Below are 22,691 nucleotides of genomic sequence, written 5' to 3'. Positions count from 1 at the left end.
GGATCATAGATTTCATCATACTGATGGAATCCGTATGTATTAGAACAATCCCAATGTCTCTCAATATCTTTTGGTTTCTCGAATTTATCATTTGTCGTTACACCGAATTTTTCACCTTCTTTGTAAATACCTTGCATATAATATGCCCAAATAGGTAAGGCGGTATTGGCTCCTTGACCAGTTGCTGTACTTTCGAAGTGAGCAAAACGATCTTCAGCACCAACCCAAACTCCAGTTACCAAGTTTGGAGTAAGTCCCATAAACCATCCATCAGAGTTTTCATTTGTTGTTCCTGTTTTACCAGCAACTTCTGATGTTATATTGTATCGATTTCTAAGACGTGCACCAGAACCTCTGTCTACAACACCTTTCATCAAATCTATAATTGTATAGGCTACATTTTCATTTACAACTTCGCGTGTTTTTGGCGTATAGTCGCGGATAACTTTTCCTTGTTTATCTTCTATTCTTAAGATTAATTGTGGTTTAATGTAAATTCCACCATTTGCAAAAGCACTCATCGCTCCAACCATTTCATAAACAGTTAAATCAGCAGAACCTAATGCAATAGAATTATCATTAATAATAGGTGATTCAACACCTAAATCTCGGGTCATTTGGATAACTGGTTCTGTTCCTGTTTGCATGATAAGACGTGCAGCAACAACATTGGTAGAATAAGCCAAAGCAGTTCTTAAATCTTGTGAACCACCATAACGTCCATTTGCATTTCGTGGAGACCATTTTCCAGGAATACGCTCGTTAGATACCATGTGACATGGTGTTAAACCTAACTGATTAATAGCTGTTGCATAAACAAACGGTTTGAATGTTGAACCAACTTGACGACGTGCTTGTTTTACGTGATCAAATTTGAAATAATTCCAATCAATTCCTCCAACCCAAGCTTTAATAGTTCCATCTGTAGGATCCATAGACATCAAACCTGCTTGTAAGATATGTTTGTGATACTCGATAGAGTCCATCAAAGTTTTTCCTTTCTTGTATTGGATACCATTCCAAGTAAAAAATTGTACAGAATCTCGTGGAGTATTAAAAACTGTTTCTATTTCAGCATCAGATTTTCCTTCAGCTTTCATCTTTTTAAACAAGTCTGTACGTTGCATAGCTTGTTTGAAGATGCGTTGTCTTTTATCAGCAGATACATTATAAAATGGTGCTAAACTACGTCCGCGTTGTTCTCCAAAAAATTGATCTTGTAAGACTTTTAATTGTTTTTGAACAGCTGCTTCTGCAATTGCTTGCATTCTTGAATCTAAAGTAACATAGATTTTAAGACCATCTTTTTCAAGATTATATGACTTTCCAGTTTCTTTTTCATATTCAATCATCCAATCACTAATCTCTTTTCTTAAAGCACTTTTAAAGTAAGCCGAATGCGAATCATCATGTTTCATAATGTCCTGCTTATCTGTTACCAAAGGCGAAGCTTTTGCTTGTTCACCTTCTGCTTGTGAAATCTTGTTGTATTTCATCATTTGATCTAATACAAGATTTCTTTTTTCTTTAGAAACTTCGGGATGTTTAACGGGGTTAAATGCAACTGGATTTTGAAACATCGAAACTAATGTAGCTGCTTCGTCTAAATTTAAATCTTTTGTTGATTTATTAAAATAAACTTTTGATGCAGATTCAATTCCTTTTGCTCCATAAATAAAGTCAAACTTATTGAAATACATTGCGATGATCTCTTCTTTTGTGTACAGTTTTTCTAATTGAACAGATGTAACCCATTCTTTTAGTTTTTGTAATACACGTGTTATTTTGTTTGATGCAGGATCTTTTGTGTACAATTGTTTTGCCAACTGTTGTGTAATAGTAGATCCTCCACCAGATTCTCCAGCAGATGAAATTGCGCGAAAAGCGGCTTTTATATCTACACCCGAATGGTCAAAAAATCGAACATCTTCCTTTGCTAATAATGCATCAACCAAATGAGGAGGTAATTCTTTGTAATCAACTGGTGTTCTACGTTCTGCTTCAAAACGGTCAAGTAAAACGCCATCAGAAGAGATAATTTCTGATGAAACATAAATATCAGGATTTTCTAAATCGCGAACGTTTGGTATTTCACCTAACCATCCGTTAGATGCTGCCCAAAAAATTCCGAAAACGCCCAATATTGCACCAAAAAATAAGACCCAAATGGTAACGATTATTTTTTTGGTTAATGAATAGCCACCAAATTTCTTTTTTGCTTTAGAAACTGTGCTTGTTTTAGGGTTATTATTGTTTTTCATTCTGTATTATTCAGCTTTATCAACAATCAAACTAATGTCTTCAATTCCTTTTAAATTTTTAGTACGCATACCTTGCCAAACTTTTAACTGGTAGCGTCCAGTGTCTTTAATTGGTAGTTTTTCGCGGTAAACTAACATCATTTCTTTTGTTGTCATTCCTTTACCAATCCAACTTCCGTCGGGATTTGCGATGTAATATTGTAAGGTATCAATCATCTCATTTCCTTTAGGATCAATAAATTTCGTGAACAAATATAAGTTACTATATTCATACGACGTATTATTTCTTAAGACAAATCCAATGTTAATAGCTGCAGGTTTATCATCTTTAACCTCAAACGTAAACGTTTGAGGTTGATTATTTTTCCATTGATCTTTAACATCTTTTGTATCTTGATAATAATGTTTTGCTTCGCAGCTAAACAATAAAAAGATAACAATAAAAAGCAAACTACTGTTGCGTATTATCTGGTTTTGGCCCACGATTAAATCTTTTTTTATTTCGATTCTTCGATTTATTAGGATTCGGTTCTGTATCGTTGTTTAGATTTTCTCCCGAAACATTGGTCTTTTTTGGTTCAGCATTTTGATTATTATTTTGCTGAGGAAGCTTTTTAGGCTGTTGATTTTCCTGATTCGCTGGATTATTAGGGTTCGGATTATTCGGTTTTCGTTTCTGTTGATTACGATTGCGCGTATTTCCTTGCTCTTTTACCTGATCAGAATTTTGTTGACCTTGTTTTTGATCTCCGTTTTGAGTCGGCTGTTGCTTTTCCTTTGGCGGATTTTGTTTTTGCTGATTTGGATTTTGGTTAGGATTCGAATTTTTTTGTGGTCTATTTTGAGTATTCTTTTTAGACTGATTCGGATTTTTACCAGGTTTATTTTCAGTACGATTTAGCGTGTCTTTTGCCTCATTTGGTTGCTTTTGTTTCGCAGGTTGAGGTTTTATAGCGCTTGTATTCGCGTTTGCTTTTTCAGCAGTTGTATTTGTTGGTTTCTTTATTTTTTTACGTTTACGATTTTGTTTCTCTTTACGTTCAAAACGCTCTAAAGAATCTTCACCAATAACATCTGTAAAATCAGGTTTAACTTCTTCTACATTTTTCGCTAATTCTTCTAAAGGCTCTGTTTTAATACCTTTAGCACTCATTGCTAAAAATTCTTGAATATCTTCTACCGAAAATTTATACCAAACAACTCCACCTCTTTCGTAGGCAAACCACATTTCTTTTTTGAAAACATCTACTTTTACACAGTGTGTCCAACCTTTTTCTGTTTCGAAACGGCTTTCCATTGACGGAAAAGTATTTAATGCATCTAAATAAGAATCTAATTCAAAATTCAAACAACATTTTAATTTACCACATTGTCCTGCAAGTTTTTGCGAGTTTATTGACAATTGTTGATAACGTGCTGCTGCAGTACTAACAGAGCGGAAATCTGTTAACCAAGTAGAACAACATAATTCGCGTCCACAAGATCCAATTCCTCCAATTTTAGCTGCTTCTTGACGATAACCAATTTGTTTCATTTCAATTCTTACGGCAAATTTACTTGCGTAATCTTTGATTAATTGTCGGAAATCGACACGACCTTCGGCCGTATAGTAAAACGTAACTTTTGCACCATCACCCTGATATTCAACATCACAAATTTTCATCTCTAATCCATGGTTTTTAGCCATGATACGAGAATCTATCATTGTTTGTTTTTCTCTTTCACGAAACTCTTGCCAAGTTTCAATGTCTTTTTGATTCGCTTTACGGTATACTTTTTTGATATCTTCACCTTCCCAGGTAAGATTCTTTTTTTTCATTTGGATTCTAACCAGCTCTCCGGTAAGTGTAACAACCCCGATGTCATGACCGGGCGTTCCTTCAACAGCGATAACATCGCCAATATTTAGAGATATGTTGTTTTCGTTTTTATAATAAAACTTTCGATCATTTTTGAACCGAACTTCTACAAAATTGAACTTTTCTTGTCCATTAGGTAGTTTCATGTTTGATAACCAATCGAAAACTGATAATTTTCCACAACCATCAGTGCCACAAGCACCATTATTGTTACATCCTTTCGGAAGGCCACTATTAGAAGTACCACAAGATCCACATCCCATTGTTCTAATTTTTTAAAAATGACAACACAAAGGTATGAAAATATTTTTCTGAATTTGTGAAATCATTTGCGATATGATTAAGAGTCTATATTGAATCGAAAACTTCTGAAAATGAATAGGTTTGATCTAATCTAATACCTTTTTCTGTCATTTTTAATGTTGCTAATTCGTTCACATGATCGTGTTCAAAAAATAAAATATACTCATTTTCGACTGCATTTTGTAAAAATGTATTTTTTTCGTCTACAGTTATTAAAGGTCGTGTATCAAAACCAATAATATAAATCAACGGAATATGACCTACAGTAGGTATTAAATCTGCGATATAAACAATTTTTTTGCCTTTATATGTTATGATTGGTAACATTTGTTTTTCGGTATGTCCGTCTACAAACAAAATATCAAAACCAAGTGGAGAATTTTCTAAAATTGAGCCATTTGTAGGTAAATCAATAAAATTAAGTTGTCCACTTTCTTGCATTGGCAAAATATTTTCTTTCAGAAAAGAAGCTTTTTCGCGCGGATTTGGATTAACAGCCCAATCCCAATGATTTGCATTCGTCCAAAATTTTGCATTTTTGAAAGAAGCCTCTAAATAATCTTTCTCTTTATTGTACTGTATTGCGCCACCACAGTGGTCAAAATGTAAATGTGTTAAAAAAACATCTGTAATATCATCACGATGAAAACCATGTTTCGATAGTGAATTATCCAACGAGAAATCTCCCCATAAATAATAAAATCCGAAAAATTTGGCATCTTGTTTTGTTCCAATTCCTGTATCGACCAAAATTAATCGCTCGCCATCTTCGATTAACAGACAGCGCATCGCAAGGTCAATTAAATTATTATTATCAGCCGGATTAGTTTTATTCCAAAGAGATTTTGGTACAATTCCGAACATTGCGCCACCGTCTAATTTAAAATTTCCGGTTTCTATTGTATAGATTTTCATTTTTTATGTGGTTTTATTTTATTGAATTTATGTTTTACGAAGATAAAAAATAGAATATTATTAAAAATAAATATCTATTATAGAATTGAACAGCTTAAATTTGCAAAAATTTTGATACAATGGCAAAAGAAGTTCGTGTAAGATTTGCGCCAAGCCCTACAGGTGCGTTACACATCGGAGGAGTCCGTACAGCGTTATACAATTATCTTTTCGCAAAACACAATAATGGTAAATTCTTATTGAGAATTGAGGATACAGACCAAACACGTTATGTGGAAGGTGCTGAACAATATATTATTGATTCGTTGAAATGGTTAGGTTTAACACCAGATGAAGGCGTAGGTTTTGGAGGAGATTTAGGATCTTACCGTCAATCTGAACGCAAAGAAATCTACAAACAATATGTAGACGAATTATTGGCATCAGGAAATGCATATTATGCGTTTGATACTGCGGAAGAGTTGGATGCAGCTCGTACAAAAGCAGAAGAAAATAAAGAAACTTTTATCTATAATTGGTCGACAAGAGGAAATTTAAAAAACTCTTTATCGATAACAGAAGCTGAAACAAATGAATTAATTGCAAACGGAACGCCTTACGTAATTCGTTTTAAGATTGATGATTCGCGTACAGTTTTGTTGGATGATATGATTCGTGGAAAAATTTCGATTGATGCAAAAACTTTAGATGATAAAGTTTTGTTCAAATCAGATGGAATGCCAACATATCATTTAGCCAATATTGTGGATGACCATTTGATGGGAATTTCGCACGTTATTCGTGGTGAAGAATGGTTGCCATCTATGCCATTACACGAATTGTTATACACAGCTTTTGGTTGGGAAGCGCCTCGTTTTGCACATTTACCTTTGATTTTGAAACCAGAAGGAAAAGGAAAATTAAGCAAACGTGATGGTGATAAACATGGTTTTCCAGTTTTCCCAATGGAATGGGAAACAGAAGAAGGTACAGCAAAAGGATATAAACAAGAAGGATATTTCCCAGATGCAGTGCTAAATATGTTAGCATTATTGGGTTGGAATCCTGGTACTGAACAAGAGATTTTTACAATGGAAGAATTGATTCAATTATTTTCATTAGAAAAAGTTTCGAAATCGGGTGCTCGTTTTTCACCAGAAAAAGCAACTTGGTTTAATCATCAATATTTACAACAAAAATCTGTTGAAGAATTATTGCCTGCTTACGAAGAAGTTTTAAAAGAAAATGGAATTGATGCTAATCCTATTTTGGATGCAAAAGTGATTGAATTATTAAAAGAAAGAGCAAATTTTGTAAAAGATATTTTTACTCAAGGAAACTACTTTTATATAGCTCCTTCTATTTACGATGAAAAAGCAGCTAAAAAAGCTTGGAAAGATGATTCGAAAGAGATTTTGAACAAGTTTATTGATGTTTTAAATTCATCAGAATTTACGGCTGAAATTTTACATGATGCGATGGCTGATTTTGTTGCAACGCAAGAAATTGGTTTCGGAAAAATAGGAATGCCTTTACGTCTTAGTTTAGTTGGCGCTTTACAAGGTCCAGATGTTCCTGTTATCATGACAATTTTAGGAAAAGATGAAACAATAGCACGTATCAACAAAGCGATTGAGGTTTTAGGTTAAAAAAAATCTATAATAAATAAGAAAGCCATTTGCAATGCAAATGGCTTTTCTATTATAAATTAATTTTAATTTCATCTAATTGATTTATTTCATCTTGAGAGAAAATTCGATAATTGATTTTAAATGTTTTTCCAAGTGGAAATTCTAATGAAAAACCACCAGCGCCGATTGCATCAATCACATCTAATTCGAAATGTGCATGTTTCCAATATTCAAACAAATCTTTATCTACCCAAAAATCTATTCCATCAATTTCTCCAATGCAAACATCTTTGTATCGAAGATAAAATTCCCCTTTTCTGAAACATTGCGGTTGTGTTCCTTCACAGCAACCTCCTGCTTGATAAAGCATTAAATCACCATGTTTTGCTTTTAATTCATTCAATAAATTAAGAGCTTTTTCCGTTGCATCAACACGTTTCATTTTTTGAGATTTTTAATTATTATTGATTTAGAAGAAACCTAATTTCTTTTTGCTGTAAGAAACCAACATATTTTTTGTTTGACGATAATGATCTAACATCATTTTATGATTTTCACGTCCAATACCTGATTGTTTATAACCTCCGAAAGGCGCTCCAGCAGGATAATTGTGATATTGATTTACCCAAACACGACCAGCCTGAATTGCTCTCGGAACTTGATACAATTGATGTGCATCACGTGTCCAAACTCCTGCACCCAAACCATATATTGTGTCATTTGCAATTTCGATAGCTTCTGCCTCATCTTTGAAAGTTGTAACGGCTAATACAGGTCCGAAAATTTCTTCCTGAAAAATTCTCATGCTGTTATTTCCTTTAAACAAAGTTGGCTGAATGTAATATCCATCTTTATTTTCGCCTTCTAAATGGTTTGCATCTCCACCAGTCAAAACTTCTGCACCTTCTTCTTTTCCTAAATTAATATAACCTAAAATTTTATCATATTGAATTTGTGATGCTTGAGCTCCAATCATCGTTTCAGGATCTAATGGACTACCAATTTTTATTGCATTTACACGCTCTAAAACTCGTTCTATAAATTTATCATAAATAGATTCTTGAACTAATAATCGTGATGGCGCAGTACAAATTTCTCCTTGATTTAAGGCAAATAATACAGCACCTTCTATCGCTTTATCTAAGAAATCATCATCATGATCCATTACAGATTCAAAGAATATATTAGGCGATTTTCCTCCTAATTCTAACGTTACTGGAATAATATTTTCTGTTGCATATTGCATCACAAAACGTCCCGTAGCCGTAGATCCCGTAAATGCAGCTTTAGAAACTTTAGGATTTGTAACCAATGGTCGACCTAATTCTCCACCAAAACCATTTACAATATTTACAACACCTGGAGGTAATAAATCTCCGATTAATTCTATCAAATATAAAATAGAAATAGGTGTAGATTCTGCTGGTTTTAAGACTACACAATTCCCTGCAGCCAAGGCTGGTGCTAATTTCCAAACAGCCATAAGAATAGGGAAATTCCAAGGAATAATTTGTGCAACAACTCCAATTGGTTCATGAATAATGATTGAAACTGTGTCTTTATCTAATTCATTAATAGAACCTTCTTCTGCACGAATAACAGAGGCGAAATATCTAAAATGATCTATTGCTAACGGAATATCAGCATTCAAGGTTTCGCGAACAGGTTTTCCATTATCATAGGTTTCTACCGCTGCAATGCTTTCTAAATTTTGCTCGATGCGATCTGCAATTTTATTCAGAATAATACTACGTTGCGTTGCAGAAGTTTCACTCCAAGATTTAAAAGCTTCGTAGGCAGCATCAACTGCAAAGTCTAAATCCGCTTCGGAAGAATGTGCTGCTTTTGTAAAAACTTTACCCGTAAGTGGCGTTACAACATCAAAATATTTTCCGTTTGCAGGAGGTGTAAATTGACCATTGATGTAATTATCATAATGGTCTTTAAAATTTGGAATATTAACTAAGTTTCCCATTATTTTGTGGTTTTAAATATTTAATTTTCTCTAATTTATTTATTTTAAATCAATAATTATGTTTAGAAAAAGTTAATTCTATTTGGTATAAAATTTGTACATTTGGCAACTGTCAATTATTATTGACAACTTACATTATGGGGCTGACTGGTTTTGACAGCAGGGCCAATGGGTAAGTAAGCATGCAGTGATATGTTGTGTACTCACTTTAATCAGGCACTTCAACCTTTTAACTGGCAACGAAGAGTACGCTTTAGCTGCATAATTCTGAATCAAGTAAGAATTTGCCCAGTCTGTATTAGATACAGAAGCTGAATGTCCCTCAAAAGCCTTGACTTACGGCGTTTGATAAAGGGACACGGGAAAGTAAGAATAGAAACTTTAGTGCATCGGATAAGTTTCGAGATTTAAGATGATAAGCGGATGACAGAGTGTTTATTCTCAGGATTTCGTCGAAAATTAATAATAAACTAAGCATGTAGAAAGCTTATTTGTTGCTTGTTTGGACGCGGGTTCGAATCCCGCCAGCTCCACACAAACAACTTTTATAAACACTAAAAGTTATTAAACCCTCTAAAACAGAGGGTTTTTTTGTGTCCATACTTTTTGGAATTATATAAAAATCGGTGAAAAAACGTTATTTCATCCCCTAATTCATCCCCTCGTATATCAGCTTGAATCCCTCTCATATAAAGGAATTTTTAAAAAATGATATATGATAAAGACAACATTTGTATTGAAAGAGCCAAAGAGTAGCTCAGAAACGATTATTTATTTGGTCATCCGTTGGGATGGTCTACAGATGAAAATTTCAACTAAACAGAAGGTTAATCCGAAGTTTTGGAATAAAGACAGGTTGAAGGTCAAGGAAACCATTTCAGAAAAGAATCATCAGCATATAAATAAAGAATTGGTTGAAATTGAAAAAGTAGCTTATAAAATGTTTAACAGTTTTACAGATACTTTCAAGAGAAAACCAAACTCGGAAGAGTTAAAGAATTTGATTGAACAAGAATATTTTCAGAATAATCCAATGTTTAAGAAAGTCGATAAGAAAACAATTTTAGATTATTTTGATGATTACATTGAAACTATAAAATCTACAACAGCTCATACCACAGTTCAAAAGTATAAACAAGCCAAAGAAAACTTTAAAGATTTTCAGAAGCATAAGAAACGTATTTATAATACAGAGATGATTGATTTGAAGTTTAGAAATGAATATGTAGAGTATTTAATCGAAACTAAGAAATATGCTCCGACTACTGTTTATCGTAAAATGAAATTTTTGAGAACTGTTTTATATTTTATTGAGAATTTAGGTATCAAGGTTAATCCATTTTTGCATAATAGCAGATTTTTGACAAAGGACATCGAAGTAGATAACATTGCTTTAAGTGAAAATGAGATAGATGAAATGGAGAAATTAAACTTATCTGATAACAAAAGATTGGAACAGGTAAGAGATTTGTTTTTAGTTGCATGCTATACAGGTCAACGATTTTCAGACCTCAACAAGATAAATCAATCAAACATTATTGATGATGAGTACATAGCAATACGACAGCAGAAAACAAATGAGCAATTAACTCTTCCATTGTTGAAGGTGGTAAAAACAATTCTTGTAAAGTATAGTTACAAACTTCCGAAGATTTCTAATGTCAAGTTCAATGAGTACATCAAAGAAGTTGCTAAACTATGTGAAACACTCAATAAGCAGTACAGCGGAGATAATAAAAAAGTTAGATGGCAGATGATAAGTAGCCATACAGCAAGAAGAACCTTTGTAACGCTTAATTATGGAAAAGGAGTTGATTTAGATACGTTGAAACTCGGCACAGGACATAAGCAAACTAAAACTCTACAAACATATATTAAGATGAACGATAAGCAGAAAGCAGATTTGTTGAGGTCGAAACTTGAACCAAAAAGAAAATAAAATTATGAAAAATAGATTTGAACATTTAGATGAATTAAAACAACATCTTAACCAGCTTAGAAACTTACAAAGCGATAAGGTTACGAAGGCGCTTGATATTGAATACACGTATGAAAGTAATAAGATAGAGGGAAACACTTTGACACTACAAGAAACAGCTCTTGTAATTGAGAAAGGTTTAACGATAGGTGGAAAGTCTTTGAATGAGCATTTAGAAGCAGTTAATCATCAACATGCAATTGAATATATCAAAGACCTTGCACAGCAAAATGAAACAATTACGGAAAGAAATTTATTGCAAATTCATTATTTAATCCTGCATGGAATTAACAACGAACAAGCGGGAAAGTATAGAAATTTACAAGTATTGATTTCGGGAGCAAAGTACGTTCCACCTCAACCGTTTTTAGTTCCAAAAGACATGGAAAGTTTGTTTTTTTGGTACAATGAGAATAAAGACAAATTGCACCCAGTTGTATTGAGTGCCGAAATGCACGAGCGTTTAGTAACGATACACCCATTCATAGAAGGAAACGGAAGAACCGCCCGCTTATTAATGAATCTAATCTTATTACAAAATGGTTTCCAAATTGCAATTTTAAAAGGCGATATAGATAGTCGATTAAAATACTATTCTGCTTTAGAAACTGCACAAGTCGAACGTAACAAAGAACCTTTTATTAATCTTATTATTCAAAATTTAGAAGAAATGTTACAACGAATGATTAGAATATTGGGAAAATTGTAAACTTGTAATTTTTGTAAGAAGCTACTATGGTAGATTACAGGCTCAGGAGATAAAGTAGAGGTTTTATATAGTAAAACAGTCCTGAGCCTTTCGATAATAATATTTAAACTACTATTTTTACAATATTACAAAAGTTACAAAAAATACATAATAATGGAAGCATTCAATCTTTATATCATCGATCATAGTAAATCTGAAAAAGAAGCTAATTATATTGAATATGCTGGTGATGATACTATAGAATACACCTTTAATAAAGATTTAGTAGATACAGTTTTCTCTACTCAATGGGGATACACTTCTTACAAGATTCCTGTTGTTATTGATAATCTATTAAAATTGCTTTTAGAGGATTTTGACCTATCTGAGAATATTGAGTTTTACAGAAGTTTAGGGGTTTATTTTAATTATAAAACTATTGAAGCTTTAAGAAGAGAAAAAGATAAAGATCTTTATGATGAATTTGGTTCAATTGGACCAGAATTATCATACTTAAATGAATATTTTACTTTATTGCAAGAAGATAGAGCTAATGAAAACGGTGATCACAAGTTCGACTTAATAAAATCGATAAAATTTTCTCCAAGTTACGGTGACTCAAGAATAGTTAAAAATCCTTTTGTAACTAAAATACTGATGAACATTTTAGAAAATGGAATTAATGAGATGGTTAATGGAGAAGTTACAAATGAGTATAATTTTGTACAAACGGTTACAGGAATTAAAGAAGATTTTTTTTATGAGTTAAATGAAATCTTAGTTGATGTAAAGAGAAAAGCCAAATTTATTGGTATTTTTTCACATCTTTTTCAAATCCCTGTTATAGCAAAAGATGTATCGTTTACAAATTTGAGTGAAAGTCTAGATATCAAAAGTTACATTGATAAAGATGGTGAAGATTCAATTCGTTCAGCTATTAGGAGAAAGAGACTAAAACAGTAAAAAAATAGCAAAGGTTTAGTTTCAAAGTTCTGTTTGTGTCATCTCTAAATTTGTCAAAGAATTCAGGATAACAAGTGTTTAAATTAAAAACCTGAATCATTATTAATTATGAGAATAAATCATATTAAAACGCCCGTAGGAAATTGGGCTCAAGCAGGATTAGGTAGCCATAGCTACAGTTTTAGTGAAAAAGTTAATACTAAGGAAGAGCAAAGTTCACAAACCAAGGTAGTAGAAAATACTAAAGAAGAACACCCTACAACAGAGAAGGATGAAATAGTGAATATTCAAGAAGTAAATGAGGTCTCAAAAAGTGACTCCGAGTCAGAAGTAGAAGCGAATGATTTTGAGTTGCCAGATTCTACACAATTACCAGATGAAGTTCATAAGTTAGCTCCAGAAGAATTGAAACCTTTGTTAAATTTTTTTAAAGATGAGAACAAGGATATTGCATTACTGTCTTGTTTGACTAGTCTTAGTTCAATTTTTCCAAATGTGAGTGTAATCCACAGAAATGATTTGTACTATCCCAACCTTTATTTGCTGGTTATTGGTAAGGCAGCTTCAGGCAAAGGAAATATTTTAGTTGGTAAAAAAATTATTAGAGATCTTTTAGAAGAACTGAAAACGAAGAATCCAGATTTTCATATTGCGGGTAATATTAGTAGCTCAAAAATGATTCAAAGGTTAGCAGGTTCAGGAGAAAGTGGTAATTTAATAATTGAAACGGAGGCTGATACTATATCTCAAAATTTTAAAAGTGAGTGGGGAAATTTTTCTAGTATTCTTCGTACTTCATTTCATCATGAAGAAGCAAGTATCGATAGAGTAGGTCTTAAAGAGAAGCTGAGTCAAAACCCTAAATTAAGCCTTGCAATTGCTGGAACTCCTCTTCAACTAATTCCATTGATTGGAACTCCTGAGAACGGACTTTATAGTAGGATGATGTTTTATAATATAAAAAAATCTGGTTGGATTGACGATGATGAAGAAGAAACCTACGATGCTCAGGAAGAGGAAATGGCAAGGTTGAATAAATTGTTTTTAGATCTTAACTCAAGTGTTAATTCAATAGCGAGGAGAATGAAACTATCTCGTGTTCAGAAAAAATTACTGAATGATAATTTGAAAAAAGCTTTCGAATATTTGGTAGAAGCTGGGTTAGAATCTGAGGATACTGTGAAACGATTGGGAGCCATATTAGTAAGAATTTTTACAATATATACGATTTTGGAAATAAAAGATGAATTGACTGAGGACAAGAGCGAGTTTGATTGTTCAGAAAATGCATTTAATTTCGGTTTGTCGTTATTTCCTTTTTTATTGAAAAGTTCGATAGAATCAGCAAATGTTTTTCAGCATAGTCAAAGAAAATCAAAAACAAGTTTGAATGATACTCAAAAGCAAATATTAGAGGCATTACCAGCTTCTTTTAGTAATAAAGAAGGAGTTGAAATTGTCACTAAAAAATTAGATCTTTCTGAAAGTTCAGCTAACAAAGCTTTCAAGATGTTGAAGGATAAAAATTTTTTAAGAAAAAAGGGGGCTTCGTATGAGAAGGTAAAAAGAGCTACTTCCTAAAGTTAAAAAACACAATATAGATTAACCAAGTAAATCTTGTTTCCGTTTTAATAATATATTATAAAACCTCAGCTAATTTTTAGCTGAGGTTTTTTGTATTTGTAAAAATTGTACACTTTGTAACCCTGTAATTTATGTAATAATAAATCAATATATCTTCTATTTATATGTAAGCACAGGAGGGTTAAAAAAGGTATTGTAAATTATAATTAACTAAAAATCAAAATACATATATAAAAATAATAAGTTTACAAGATTTACAATGTTACAAAAAGTACAATAACTGCAAATTCAACAGATATCTCCTTTACATCTCCTGTGCTTAAAAGCTATCTTGAAACTTAAATAGAAACAGCGGACAAAATCTATATTAACATAACTTGTTGTTATAGTCGCCTACGGGCTATCGGGGACAAGCCCACTATAACCAAATTATGTTAAATATATTTTGAGAGTTATAGAAAATTTTTATCGTGGTGAAGTCATAGATATTTTTATTTAAAATGTTTAAGTTTGTAACAGATTAAAGTGGTTTTAATAAATTTTTGTATTTTTAGAAATATAGATGGTAGAGTTGAATATACTTGAATTTCTTGACTTGGGCAGAGCAAAGTCTGTTTATTCTGATAGTGAAAAACTATCGGACAGCGAAGCTGTTATCTTAAGTGAAGTAAAAGAAAAAGACTTTGGTGTTGATTTGGTTTACTTTAATACAGATGAAGAAACTAACAACAGTTTTCCTGCTGTTTTTCTGAAAAAAGTTAACAACTTCAATGATGTCGAGATTTTAAAAAACATTACAGAAACGCAACGTAGAATTTGGAACTACAAAAAAGTATTGTTTTTATACACATATTCTGAAACAGAGATTCGAATTTACAATTGTTCTGAGAAACCTCTTATTGAAACCAAAGAAAATTTTGATTACCAAAAAGGGTTACAAGGTATTGAAATAAAAACTTATCAATATTCTGATAAAGAACAACTACAAGAACTCAATAAATTATTCTCGAGAATTGCTATTGATACTGGAATTATTTGGACTTTAGAAGATGCTCAATTTGTCAGAAATAAAATCAACTTGCAAAAGCGTGTTGATAAATATTTGGTTGAGAGTTTAGTGAATACAGCTAATCAGCTTGAGAATCAAGGTCTTGAAATTGATTTTATACATAAAATTATTCTTCGTTCATTGTTCCTTTTATATCTTGAGGACAGAGGAGCAACCGATAAAAATCTTTACTCTACATATAAAGAAGGGGCGAGTTCTTATTTTGATATATTAGATGATGTAGAAGCTACATACAAGCTTTATGAACGATTAGAAGATGATTTTAATGGTAATGTATTCACTATAGAAGACAACGAAACGGTAAAAGCTGAGCAGCTTAAAATTATTAAAAAATGTTTCACCAGTGGAAATGATAATACACCGCAAACTAAGTTGTTTGAAGATTGGAGGTTATTCAATTTTAGTATTATTCAGATTGAACTATTAAGTGAGATTTATGAAAATTTCTTATTTAAAACTGACCCTGAATTAAAGAAACAAACAGGAACATATTATACTCCTCCTGCATTAGTAGAATTTATTTTGAATGAAAAGCTATCAACTAATAATGGAGAAAATAATTACAATGTAAAAATTTTAGATCCAAGTTGTGGTTCTGGAATTTTTTTGGTTGAGAGTTTCAAACGTTTGGTAAAACGCTATGAAAATCAACATAAGGAAAAGCTAAATGATTTTGAAAAACTAAAGAAATTATTAACCGACAATATCTTTGGAATTGAACTGCATCCACAAGCAATAAAAGTAGCTGCGTTCAGTTTATATTTGGCATTAGTTGACTGTTTAGATCCAAAAAATTTATGGCAAAAGAAAAAACATCGTTTGCCTAATTTGATAAATAATCCTCATGATACATCATTAAAAGCACAAGGCAGAAATTTATTTTGTAGAGACACCATTGCACAAAATAAAGAAATAGAGTCTATTGAATTTAATCTGGTTGTTGGTAATCCTCCATTTGGGACAAGTGATTTGTTAGAATCAGTTCGCAATTATTGTGATACAGAAGGTTTTGCTAAAGAAATGGTTTTACCCTTTCTACATAAAGCGACAGAGTTTGCTCCTTATGGAGAGATAGCTTTGATATTTAACACTAAGGTTTTAACCAATACAGGTGGAACTTATCAGAAATTTAGAAAATGGTTGTTCAATGACTGTTATGTAGAAAAAATTTTTAATTTTTCCATTCTTAGGAATGCTAAGAAAAATTTTGGGGGACAATTATTTGGAGATGCAACAGGACCTATAAGTATAGTATTTTATAAGAAAGAACAACCTAAATATCCAAGTAATAAAATTGCTTATTATGCTCCAAAAACATTCATAAAATCCAATGTAATTGAAGGGTTGAGCATTGATTTCACAGACTTAAAATTTTTGCCACGAGAAGAATGTCAAAACCCCGACACTAAAATTTGGAAAATTGCGATGTGGGGTGGAATGAATGATTGGGAGTTGATAAGAAGATTAACTAAAAACCATATTAGTTTTAAAGATTATTTAATTGAAAATCAAATAGAGTATGGTTCAGGTTTGCATCCTAAAGAAAATGATAAAAATAAAATTCAAGTTGATGGATATCATATTGATACAAGAAAAATAGAGTCATATTATACTTCTAAAGAAAATACAGAAAGAGTAAACGGTGAATTTAGACGTAATAATCTTCAATTATTCAAACATCCATTAGTTGTTATTAAAGAGGGAATTACTAACAAACATATAGTATCAAGCTACTTCGATTTTGATGTGTTTTATAATAAAGCAGTATATGGCTTCTCCACTAATGATGCTAATAAATTAAAATCAATAGCAGTTCTTTTTAATTCTAATTTATCAACCTATTTTTTCTTTTTAACATCTTCTTCTTGGGGTGTTGAAAGAGATAGAATTGTTTTGACTGAATATTTGAATTTTCCATATTCAGAGTTAGATACGAATAGTTTGAAACAAATAAATTTTGCAGAATTAAATTTTGAGAGAACACCATCTCTATTGAATCAAGAACAAAATCAATTTAATTTTCTGTACTGGGAAAATACTATAAAAAAACTGTACGACATATCAGATAATGATATAATACGTATTTCAGATACTATTTCTTTATCTATTGATTTATTCCATAAACAGGAAAAATCGGTAGCATTATATCCTGTTCAGCAAGAACAAACAAAAGCATACGGAAAAATAATCAGCACAGAACTTAATGATTTTCTTGAAAGCCAAAATTTGTTTGCAAGTGCTACAATTTTCGAAAGCATCAATAGAAATTCTCCGTTAATGATGATAAAACTTTCTTTTACTGAAAAACAAGAAGAATTAATTATATCTAAAGAGTTTATTGATGATGAATTAAAAGAAATAGACAAATCACTTTGGGAAAAGAAATCTCAAAATATTTATTTTAGAAAAAAATTAAACTACTCGATAGGAAATGATATCTACATAATTAGACCAAACCAGCAGAGATTTTGGTCACAATCAATGGCATTGGAAGATGCTTCGGAATTAATTCTTGAAATGCTAAATGGAGTTCACGATGAAGTTTAGTATTCCAGCCCAAAAAGCTTTTGAGCAAAATTGTTGTCAGTTAATTATTGAGGCATTTAAAGTTTCACTATTTGAAAAAATAATACAATCAGATTGGAACGAAAACGATATTTCTTATGAACTGTATGAAAAAATGGAAATAAATCCAAAAAGGATAAAATATCAAATACATTTATCTCCCGAGTTCCGTATTCCAAAAAACGTATCTAAGACAAAAGGGTTTTCAGATAAATTACCAAGAATTGATTTGAAGATGGCTAATTTTGTATCAGAGAAAGAGTTTAAATATTTCTTTGAAGCAAAAAGATTAAAAGAAAAAAGTTCATCTTTGAAAAGAGCTTATATTAAAGAAGGAATGGATAGATTTATTTCTGAAAAATACCCACTCGGTTGTATGTTAGGTTATCTTCTTGAAGGAGAGTTGGATAAAACGATAAAAGGAATAAACTCGTTATTAAAGAAAGATAAAAGAAATACTGAAATTTTAAATTTAAAATCTGAGGAGTCACTAAAATCTATTTACAAATCAAATCATTCTGATGCAATTAGTTTGAAGCATTTGTTTTTTGATTTTACGGAGACTATTAAATAACCTTTGAATCTACTTTCAATTGTTTCTTAGAATAGTATTTTTATAAAGAGGGTAAAAATTAATTTTCACTACAATTACAAACTTTACAATTTCTACAGAAAATTTTTATAAAATTTTCGAACACGTAAACTACCCTCGAATAACCCCCACCTATTTTTGGAAGATTTGGAATCCCCCTCACCACTTTTTAATAGAATGGTTTTTTCTGGTGGATTTATTCATCCTCCTGTGATTTTAAATTAATGTTTAACAAACGTAGAGGTAAACAAACTTGCTTGTTTTTGATACTAAATCATCAACAAAATTTATCTCTACTCTAAAATCTTATAGCCAAAAATGAAGGTATCAGAAATTAAAATCTCATATACTAATGAAGTTGATGAGAAAATAAAAGTATTGGGAAGTAGCGAAGTTTATCAAGTTCTTAAAGCGAATTGGGATTTGGATACAATTGAACTTCAAGAAGAGTTCAAAATATTATTACTAAACCAAGGGAATCAAGTTTTAGGAATTAAAAGCATGTTTAAGGGCGGAATAAACACTTGTAGCATAGATGTAAGGTTAATTATGGGAATGGTATTAAAAGCTAACGCATCTGCTCTTGTAATAACTCATAACCACCCAAGTGGAAACTTAAATGCGAGTGAATCAGATAAACGAATAACTTCTAAAATTAAAGAGTGTTGCGAGTTATTTGATATTCGATTGTTAGACCATATTATTATGGCTAAAAATTCTTACCTTAGTTTTGCAGACGAAGGAATTCTTTGATTTAAATAAAATATACGAGTAAGGTTGAAGATGATAATTAGTGGAAATCATCCCCGATTTCATCCCCTTTAGATGGTTTTTAGAGCTAAGAGATTGATATTTAATACATGTCCTTAATCCCGCCAGCTCCACAAAACTAAAATTCCTCATTCTAATTAGAATTAGGAATTTTTTATAAGATGAGTAAATTTATTTTATTTCATTTTCTTTTGCCAAACGTTCCATTGCTTTTTCGTGAGCAGATTTTACATCATTCTTTATCTTTTTATCTTGTGTAGATTTTCTTATTTTTTCTGCATGATAGGCTAAATCCTCTAAAGTCATTTTATAACTTACATAAAAACCTCTGTTGTAGCGAGAATAAGAAGCTAATCCCCAATTAGCAATTAGTTGATTCTTTATTTTTTTAGTCTGATATTCATTTAAATAACGTTGTAGCTTTGGTGAAATATCTTCTTTCTGAATAGATTTTACAGCGCCATCCATACGACTAAACCAATATTTATTATCTAATTTAATGTACGATTTTGCACCCAAAATACTTTTAAATGCTAAATCTCCTAATAAACAAACTTTCTCAAATTCGGTTTTATCATTGGTCATATAATCCCAATACATTTCAGAAGTCATACCAACCATAGGACTTTTTTCTATAGTTGTTTCATACCATGTTTTACCATTTTGATAGGCTTCGGCTACATTTTTAAATTCGATTCCAAAATCTTCACATGCTTTCTGGTAACCTGTAAAAGAGCCAGAATATTTTTCGAAATTATCGACAAAAACTCTATAAATGCAATAATGTGAAATATCAATTAATACTTTTTTAGAATTGTTTAAAAAACCGTTCAGTAACTGAATCGGGAAGTTATAATATTCGTATGAGCTCATAATGTATATTATTGTAGCAAAGATGTGTTAATTCTCGACTAAGATAAGATAGTTTTTAAAAATGATAAAATGATATGTGTCAAAGATTAGTTTTTTTTAAAGATTTAATCACAAAAAAAGTCATCAAACAGTTGATGACTTTTTTATAATTTATATGTTTTTATTTCTAAATTTCTTTAACCGAAATAATGTTTACTGGACAGGCTTTTGCTGCACGATCGCAATTATCGGCAATGGAATGATCTGGATCTTTCAATGTATGAAATCCTTTTTTATCAATTGATTTTAAAAGGACAGATTTTCCATCTTTTTTAGACATTCGGAAACGTTCTGGCGCTAACTCATAACAATAGTTACAACCAATACATTTATCACGCTGAAGCGTTATTATAACCATGTTATTCGTTTTTGATTAATGAGAATAAGTTTCCTCTTCAACATTATCTTCTTTTGCTCCAACAGGCTCTTCTTTTACTAATTTGTATAATTTGTCTGAAGGGCGAATTCTGAATTCCATAGGAATTGTAATGTTATCACCTTTTTTTGCGATATCACCTTTTACATCATCCACCATCATTTCAGTAACAATCATTTCTTGAGCACCTGTTGTTGGTCCTGTAACTAAAATTAAATCACCAACTTTTAAGTCATAGGCATCAATTACAAATTGACCAATGTTTGCCTTAGGAAAGAAATGTACACCTTTACCAATGTAAACTTTTTTCTGAGTTGCCATAGATCCTGGAACAGCAGACCATTCTCCTAATTTTTGACCTAAATAATAACCTGACCAAAAACCACGATTGTAAACAGTTTGTAATAATCCCATCCAATAGTCAACTTTTTCTGGCGAATAAGTTCCATCAGCAATAGAGTCTATAGCTTCGCGATAACAACGAATAACGGTTGCAACATATTCTGGAGAACGACCACGACCTTCTATTTTTAATACCTTGATTCCTGCATCAGCAACCTGATCCAAAAATTCCATCGTACATAAATCTTTTGGAGACATCATGTATTCATTGTCCAACTCGATTTCGAAACCAGATTCTTGGTCGATAACCGTATATTTTTTACGACAATTTTGTTTGCAAGCACCACGATTTGCAGAAGAGTTGTGTGAGTGTAAGCTCAAGTAACATTTACCTGAAACAGCCATACATAAAGCTCCGTGCCCAAAAATTTCTACTTCGACTAAGTTTCCACTTGGTCCACGTACATCATCTTTGATAATACTTTCTGCAATCTTTTTTACTTGTTTCAAACTCAATTCACGAGACAAAACCATTGTATCTGCAAACATTGCATAAAATTTTACGGTTTCTATATTTGTGACATTAATTTGAGTAGAAATGTGGATTTCCATCCCGATTTGTCTTGCATAAGCAATAACCGATTGATCCATCGCAATAACAGCCGTAATTTTAGCTTCTTTTGCTTGATCTAAAAGGGTTTTGATTAAAGATAAATCGTGATCATATATAATTGTATTTAATGTAAGGTAAGAACGCACACCTTTCTCTTCACAACGATTTACGATTTCTGGTAAATCTCCCATTGTAAAATTGATTGATGCTCTCGCACGCATGTTCAACTGATCTACTCCGAAGTATACAGAATCAGCACCATTATCTAAAGCAGCCTGTAACGATTCGAAGTTCCCAGCGGGAGCCATCAATTCTATTTTTCCATCTTTGGTCATACGAAAATTCTGATTTTAAGGGGCAAAGGTACAAAAAATATAAGTTTATACTGAATATAAATTGAAGGTTATTGGTAATGAGTTTTTTAACTGATAATAATTGTAAACAAAATTTGTGCGAAATATTGGACGAAAAAGAAGTAATTTTGCAGCATGCAAATAGAAAGTCTTCAGAATCCAAGGATTAAAAACTTGCTTAAACTGCAAGAAAAATCAAGAGAACGTAAAAACCAAGGTTTATTTATTGTTGAAGGTAAACAAGAAAATGAGTTGGCTATAAAAGGCGGCTACGAAGCAGTAGAAATATATGTTTGTGAAGATATTTATGAATCTACAATTGATTTTGGTCGTGCAAAAATGTTCGAAATTACACGAACAGTTTTCGAGAAATTAGCTTATCGTAAATCAACAGGTGGAATTGTAGGTGTTTATAAAACAAAATCATCTGATTTATCAACATTAAAATTACCCGATAATCCGTTGATCGTTGTATTAGAAGCCGTAGAAAAGCCAGGGAATTTAGGCGCAGTTTTAAGAACTGGAGATGGTGCAAAAGTAGATGCTGTAATTGTTTGCGATGAAACAGTTGATTTTTTCAATCCAAATGTTATTCGCTCTTCGGTTGGAACTTTATTTACCAATAAAATTGCATCAGCATCTAAAGAAGAGGTTTTAAATTTTCTGAAAGAACATAATGTACAAGTTATTTCTACTTTTTTGAGAGATGAAACAATTAGTTTATATGAAGCAGATTTTACATCAGGTTCAGCCATTATTTTAGGAACTGAAGCAACAGGTTTATCAGATTTTTGGGCAGATAATTCTGCTGAATTAATTAAAATTCCAATGTTAGGTTTTGTAGATTCTTTAAATGTAAGTAATGCAGCTGCAATTTGTGTTTATGAAGCAGTAAGACAAAGACAATAGTTATATTATATCATCTATAAACTAAAAATCCCCACTTCTTATCAAAGTAGGGA

The 22,691-nt window shown here is 31.7% G+C and carries 18 protein-coding genes and 1 other RNA gene; 10 read left to right on the top strand and 9 right to left on the bottom strand.

All coding sequences use genetic code 11. From position 1 onward, the window contains the following. From RSC72_RS05865 to RSC72_RS05850, 4 genes are all read right to left on the bottom strand, one after another. A partial coding sequence (locus RSC72_RS05865; RefSeq protein ID WP_332578442.1) for a transglycosylase domain-containing protein occupies positions 1–2,261 on the bottom strand: 2,261 nt, incomplete at its 3' end. A gap of 6 nt (positions 2,262–2,267) precedes the next feature. After that, on the bottom strand, positions 2,268–2,711 hold the full coding sequence (locus tag RSC72_RS05860; protein ID WP_332543987.1) for a gliding motility lipoprotein GldH: 444 nt from the start codon (positions 2,709–2,711) through the stop codon (positions 2,268–2,270). Position 2,712: 1 nt separating this feature from the next. Further along, the gene (ricT, locus tag RSC72_RS05855; RefSeq protein WP_332543986.1) at positions 2,713–4,383 is read right to left on the bottom strand and encodes a regulatory iron-sulfur-containing complex subunit RicT; all 1,671 of its coding nucleotides are present in this window, start codon (positions 4,381–4,383) and stop codon (positions 2,713–2,715) included. An 85-nt stretch (positions 4,384–4,468) separates the two neighbouring features. Further along, positions 4,469–5,338: an MBL fold metallo-hydrolase gene (locus RSC72_RS05850; protein WP_332543985.1), complete on the bottom strand. Its 870-nt coding sequence runs from the start codon at positions 5,336–5,338 to the stop codon at positions 4,469–4,471. Positions 5,339–5,457: 119 nt separating this feature from the next. Between RSC72_RS05850 and gltX the strand changes: the two genes are divergently transcribed. Continuing rightward, positions 5,458–6,966 carry a glutamate--tRNA ligase gene (gltX, locus tag RSC72_RS05845; protein ID WP_332543984.1) on the top strand — a complete coding sequence of 503 codons (1,509 nt, stop codon included), beginning with the start codon at positions 5,458–5,460 and terminating at the stop codon, positions 6,964–6,966. A 52-nt stretch (positions 6,967–7,018) separates the two neighbouring features. Here the strand turns inward: gltX and RSC72_RS05840 are convergent, their stop codons facing one another. Together RSC72_RS05840 and RSC72_RS05835 are read right to left on the bottom strand one after the other, a co-directional pair. Beyond that, on the bottom strand, positions 7,019–7,390 hold the full coding sequence (locus tag RSC72_RS05840; RefSeq protein WP_332543983.1) for a DUF779 domain-containing protein: 372 nt from the start codon (positions 7,388–7,390) through the stop codon (positions 7,019–7,021). Between the two features lie 27 nt (positions 7,391–7,417). Then, complete coding sequence (locus RSC72_RS05835; RefSeq protein WP_332543982.1) at positions 7,418–8,923, bottom strand: aldehyde dehydrogenase family protein; 1,506 nt, start codon at positions 8,921–8,923, stop codon at positions 7,418–7,420. A 139-nt stretch (positions 8,924–9,062) separates the two neighbouring features. Here RSC72_RS05835 and ssrA point away from each other — a divergent pair. The 8 genes from ssrA to RSC72_RS05795 all read left to right on the top strand — a co-directional run bounded on the left by ssrA (position 9,063) and on the right by RSC72_RS05795 (position 19,115). After that, positions 9,063–9,459, top strand: a transfer-messenger RNA (tmRNA) gene (gene ssrA, locus RSC72_RS05830). A 179-nt stretch (positions 9,460–9,638) separates the two neighbouring features. Next, complete coding sequence (locus RSC72_RS05825; protein ID WP_332543981.1) at positions 9,639–10,862, top strand: site-specific integrase; 1,224 nt, start codon at positions 9,639–9,641, stop codon at positions 10,860–10,862. Positions 10,863–10,866: 4 nt separating this feature from the next. Beyond that, positions 10,867–11,610 (top strand): Fic family protein, encoded by a 744-nt coding sequence (locus tag RSC72_RS05820; protein WP_332543980.1) that lies wholly within the window; start codon positions 10,867–10,869, stop codon positions 11,608–11,610. A 153-nt stretch (positions 11,611–11,763) separates the two neighbouring features. Then, entirely contained in the window at positions 11,764–12,552 is a 789-nt protein-coding gene (locus RSC72_RS05815; RefSeq protein WP_332543979.1) for a hypothetical protein, read from the top strand. 108 nt (positions 12,553–12,660) lie between these two features. Then, on the top strand, positions 12,661–14,133 hold the full coding sequence (locus tag RSC72_RS05810; protein ID WP_332543978.1) for a DUF3987 domain-containing protein: 1,473 nt from the start codon (positions 12,661–12,663) through the stop codon (positions 14,131–14,133). 598 nt (positions 14,134–14,731) lie between these two features. Continuing rightward, a complete protein-coding gene (locus RSC72_RS05805; protein WP_332565850.1) occupies positions 14,732–17,752 on the top strand; it encodes an HsdM family class I SAM-dependent methyltransferase in 3,021 nt (1,006 codons plus the stop codon). Then, entirely contained in the window at positions 17,742–18,344 is a 603-nt protein-coding gene (locus tag RSC72_RS05800; protein ID WP_332543976.1) for a hypothetical protein, read from the top strand. The genes RSC72_RS05805 and RSC72_RS05800 overlap by 11 nt, the downstream gene beginning before the upstream one ends. 336 nt (positions 18,345–18,680) lie before the next feature. Then, entirely contained in the window at positions 18,681–19,115 is a 435-nt protein-coding gene (locus tag RSC72_RS05795) for a JAB domain-containing protein (RefSeq protein WP_332543975.1), read from the top strand. Between the two features lie 189 nt (positions 19,116–19,304). Here the strand turns inward: RSC72_RS05795 and RSC72_RS05790 are convergent, their stop codons facing one another. The 3 genes from RSC72_RS05790 to RSC72_RS05780 form a co-directional block, all read right to left on the bottom strand. Further along, positions 19,305–20,006: a hypothetical protein gene (locus RSC72_RS05790; RefSeq protein WP_332543974.1), complete on the bottom strand. Its 702-nt coding sequence runs from the start codon at positions 20,004–20,006 to the stop codon at positions 19,305–19,307. Between the two features lie 166 nt (positions 20,007–20,172). Continuing rightward, positions 20,173–20,403, bottom strand: coding sequence for a ferredoxin (locus tag RSC72_RS05785; protein ID WP_332543973.1), 231 nt, complete (start codon positions 20,401–20,403; stop codon positions 20,173–20,175). Between the two features lie 15 nt (positions 20,404–20,418). Continuing rightward, positions 20,419–21,711, bottom strand: a complete 1,293-nt coding sequence (locus RSC72_RS05780; RefSeq protein ID WP_332543972.1) for a peptidase U32 family protein — start codon at positions 21,709–21,711, stop codon at positions 20,419–20,421. A gap of 153 nt (positions 21,712–21,864) precedes the next feature. On the opposite strand from RSC72_RS05780, the gene RSC72_RS05775 reads away from it, so the two are divergent. Continuing rightward, positions 21,865–22,638, top strand: coding sequence for a TrmH family RNA methyltransferase (locus RSC72_RS05775; protein ID WP_332543971.1), 774 nt, complete (start codon positions 21,865–21,867; stop codon positions 22,636–22,638). Positions 22,639–22,691 lie beyond the last annotated feature (53 nt).

It is taken from the genome of Algoriella sp. (assembly GCF_036647415.1).
Classification (GTDB): domain Bacteria; phylum Bacteroidota; class Bacteroidia; order Flavobacteriales; family Weeksellaceae; genus Empedobacter.
This window is presented reverse-complemented; position numbering and strand designations above follow the sequence as displayed.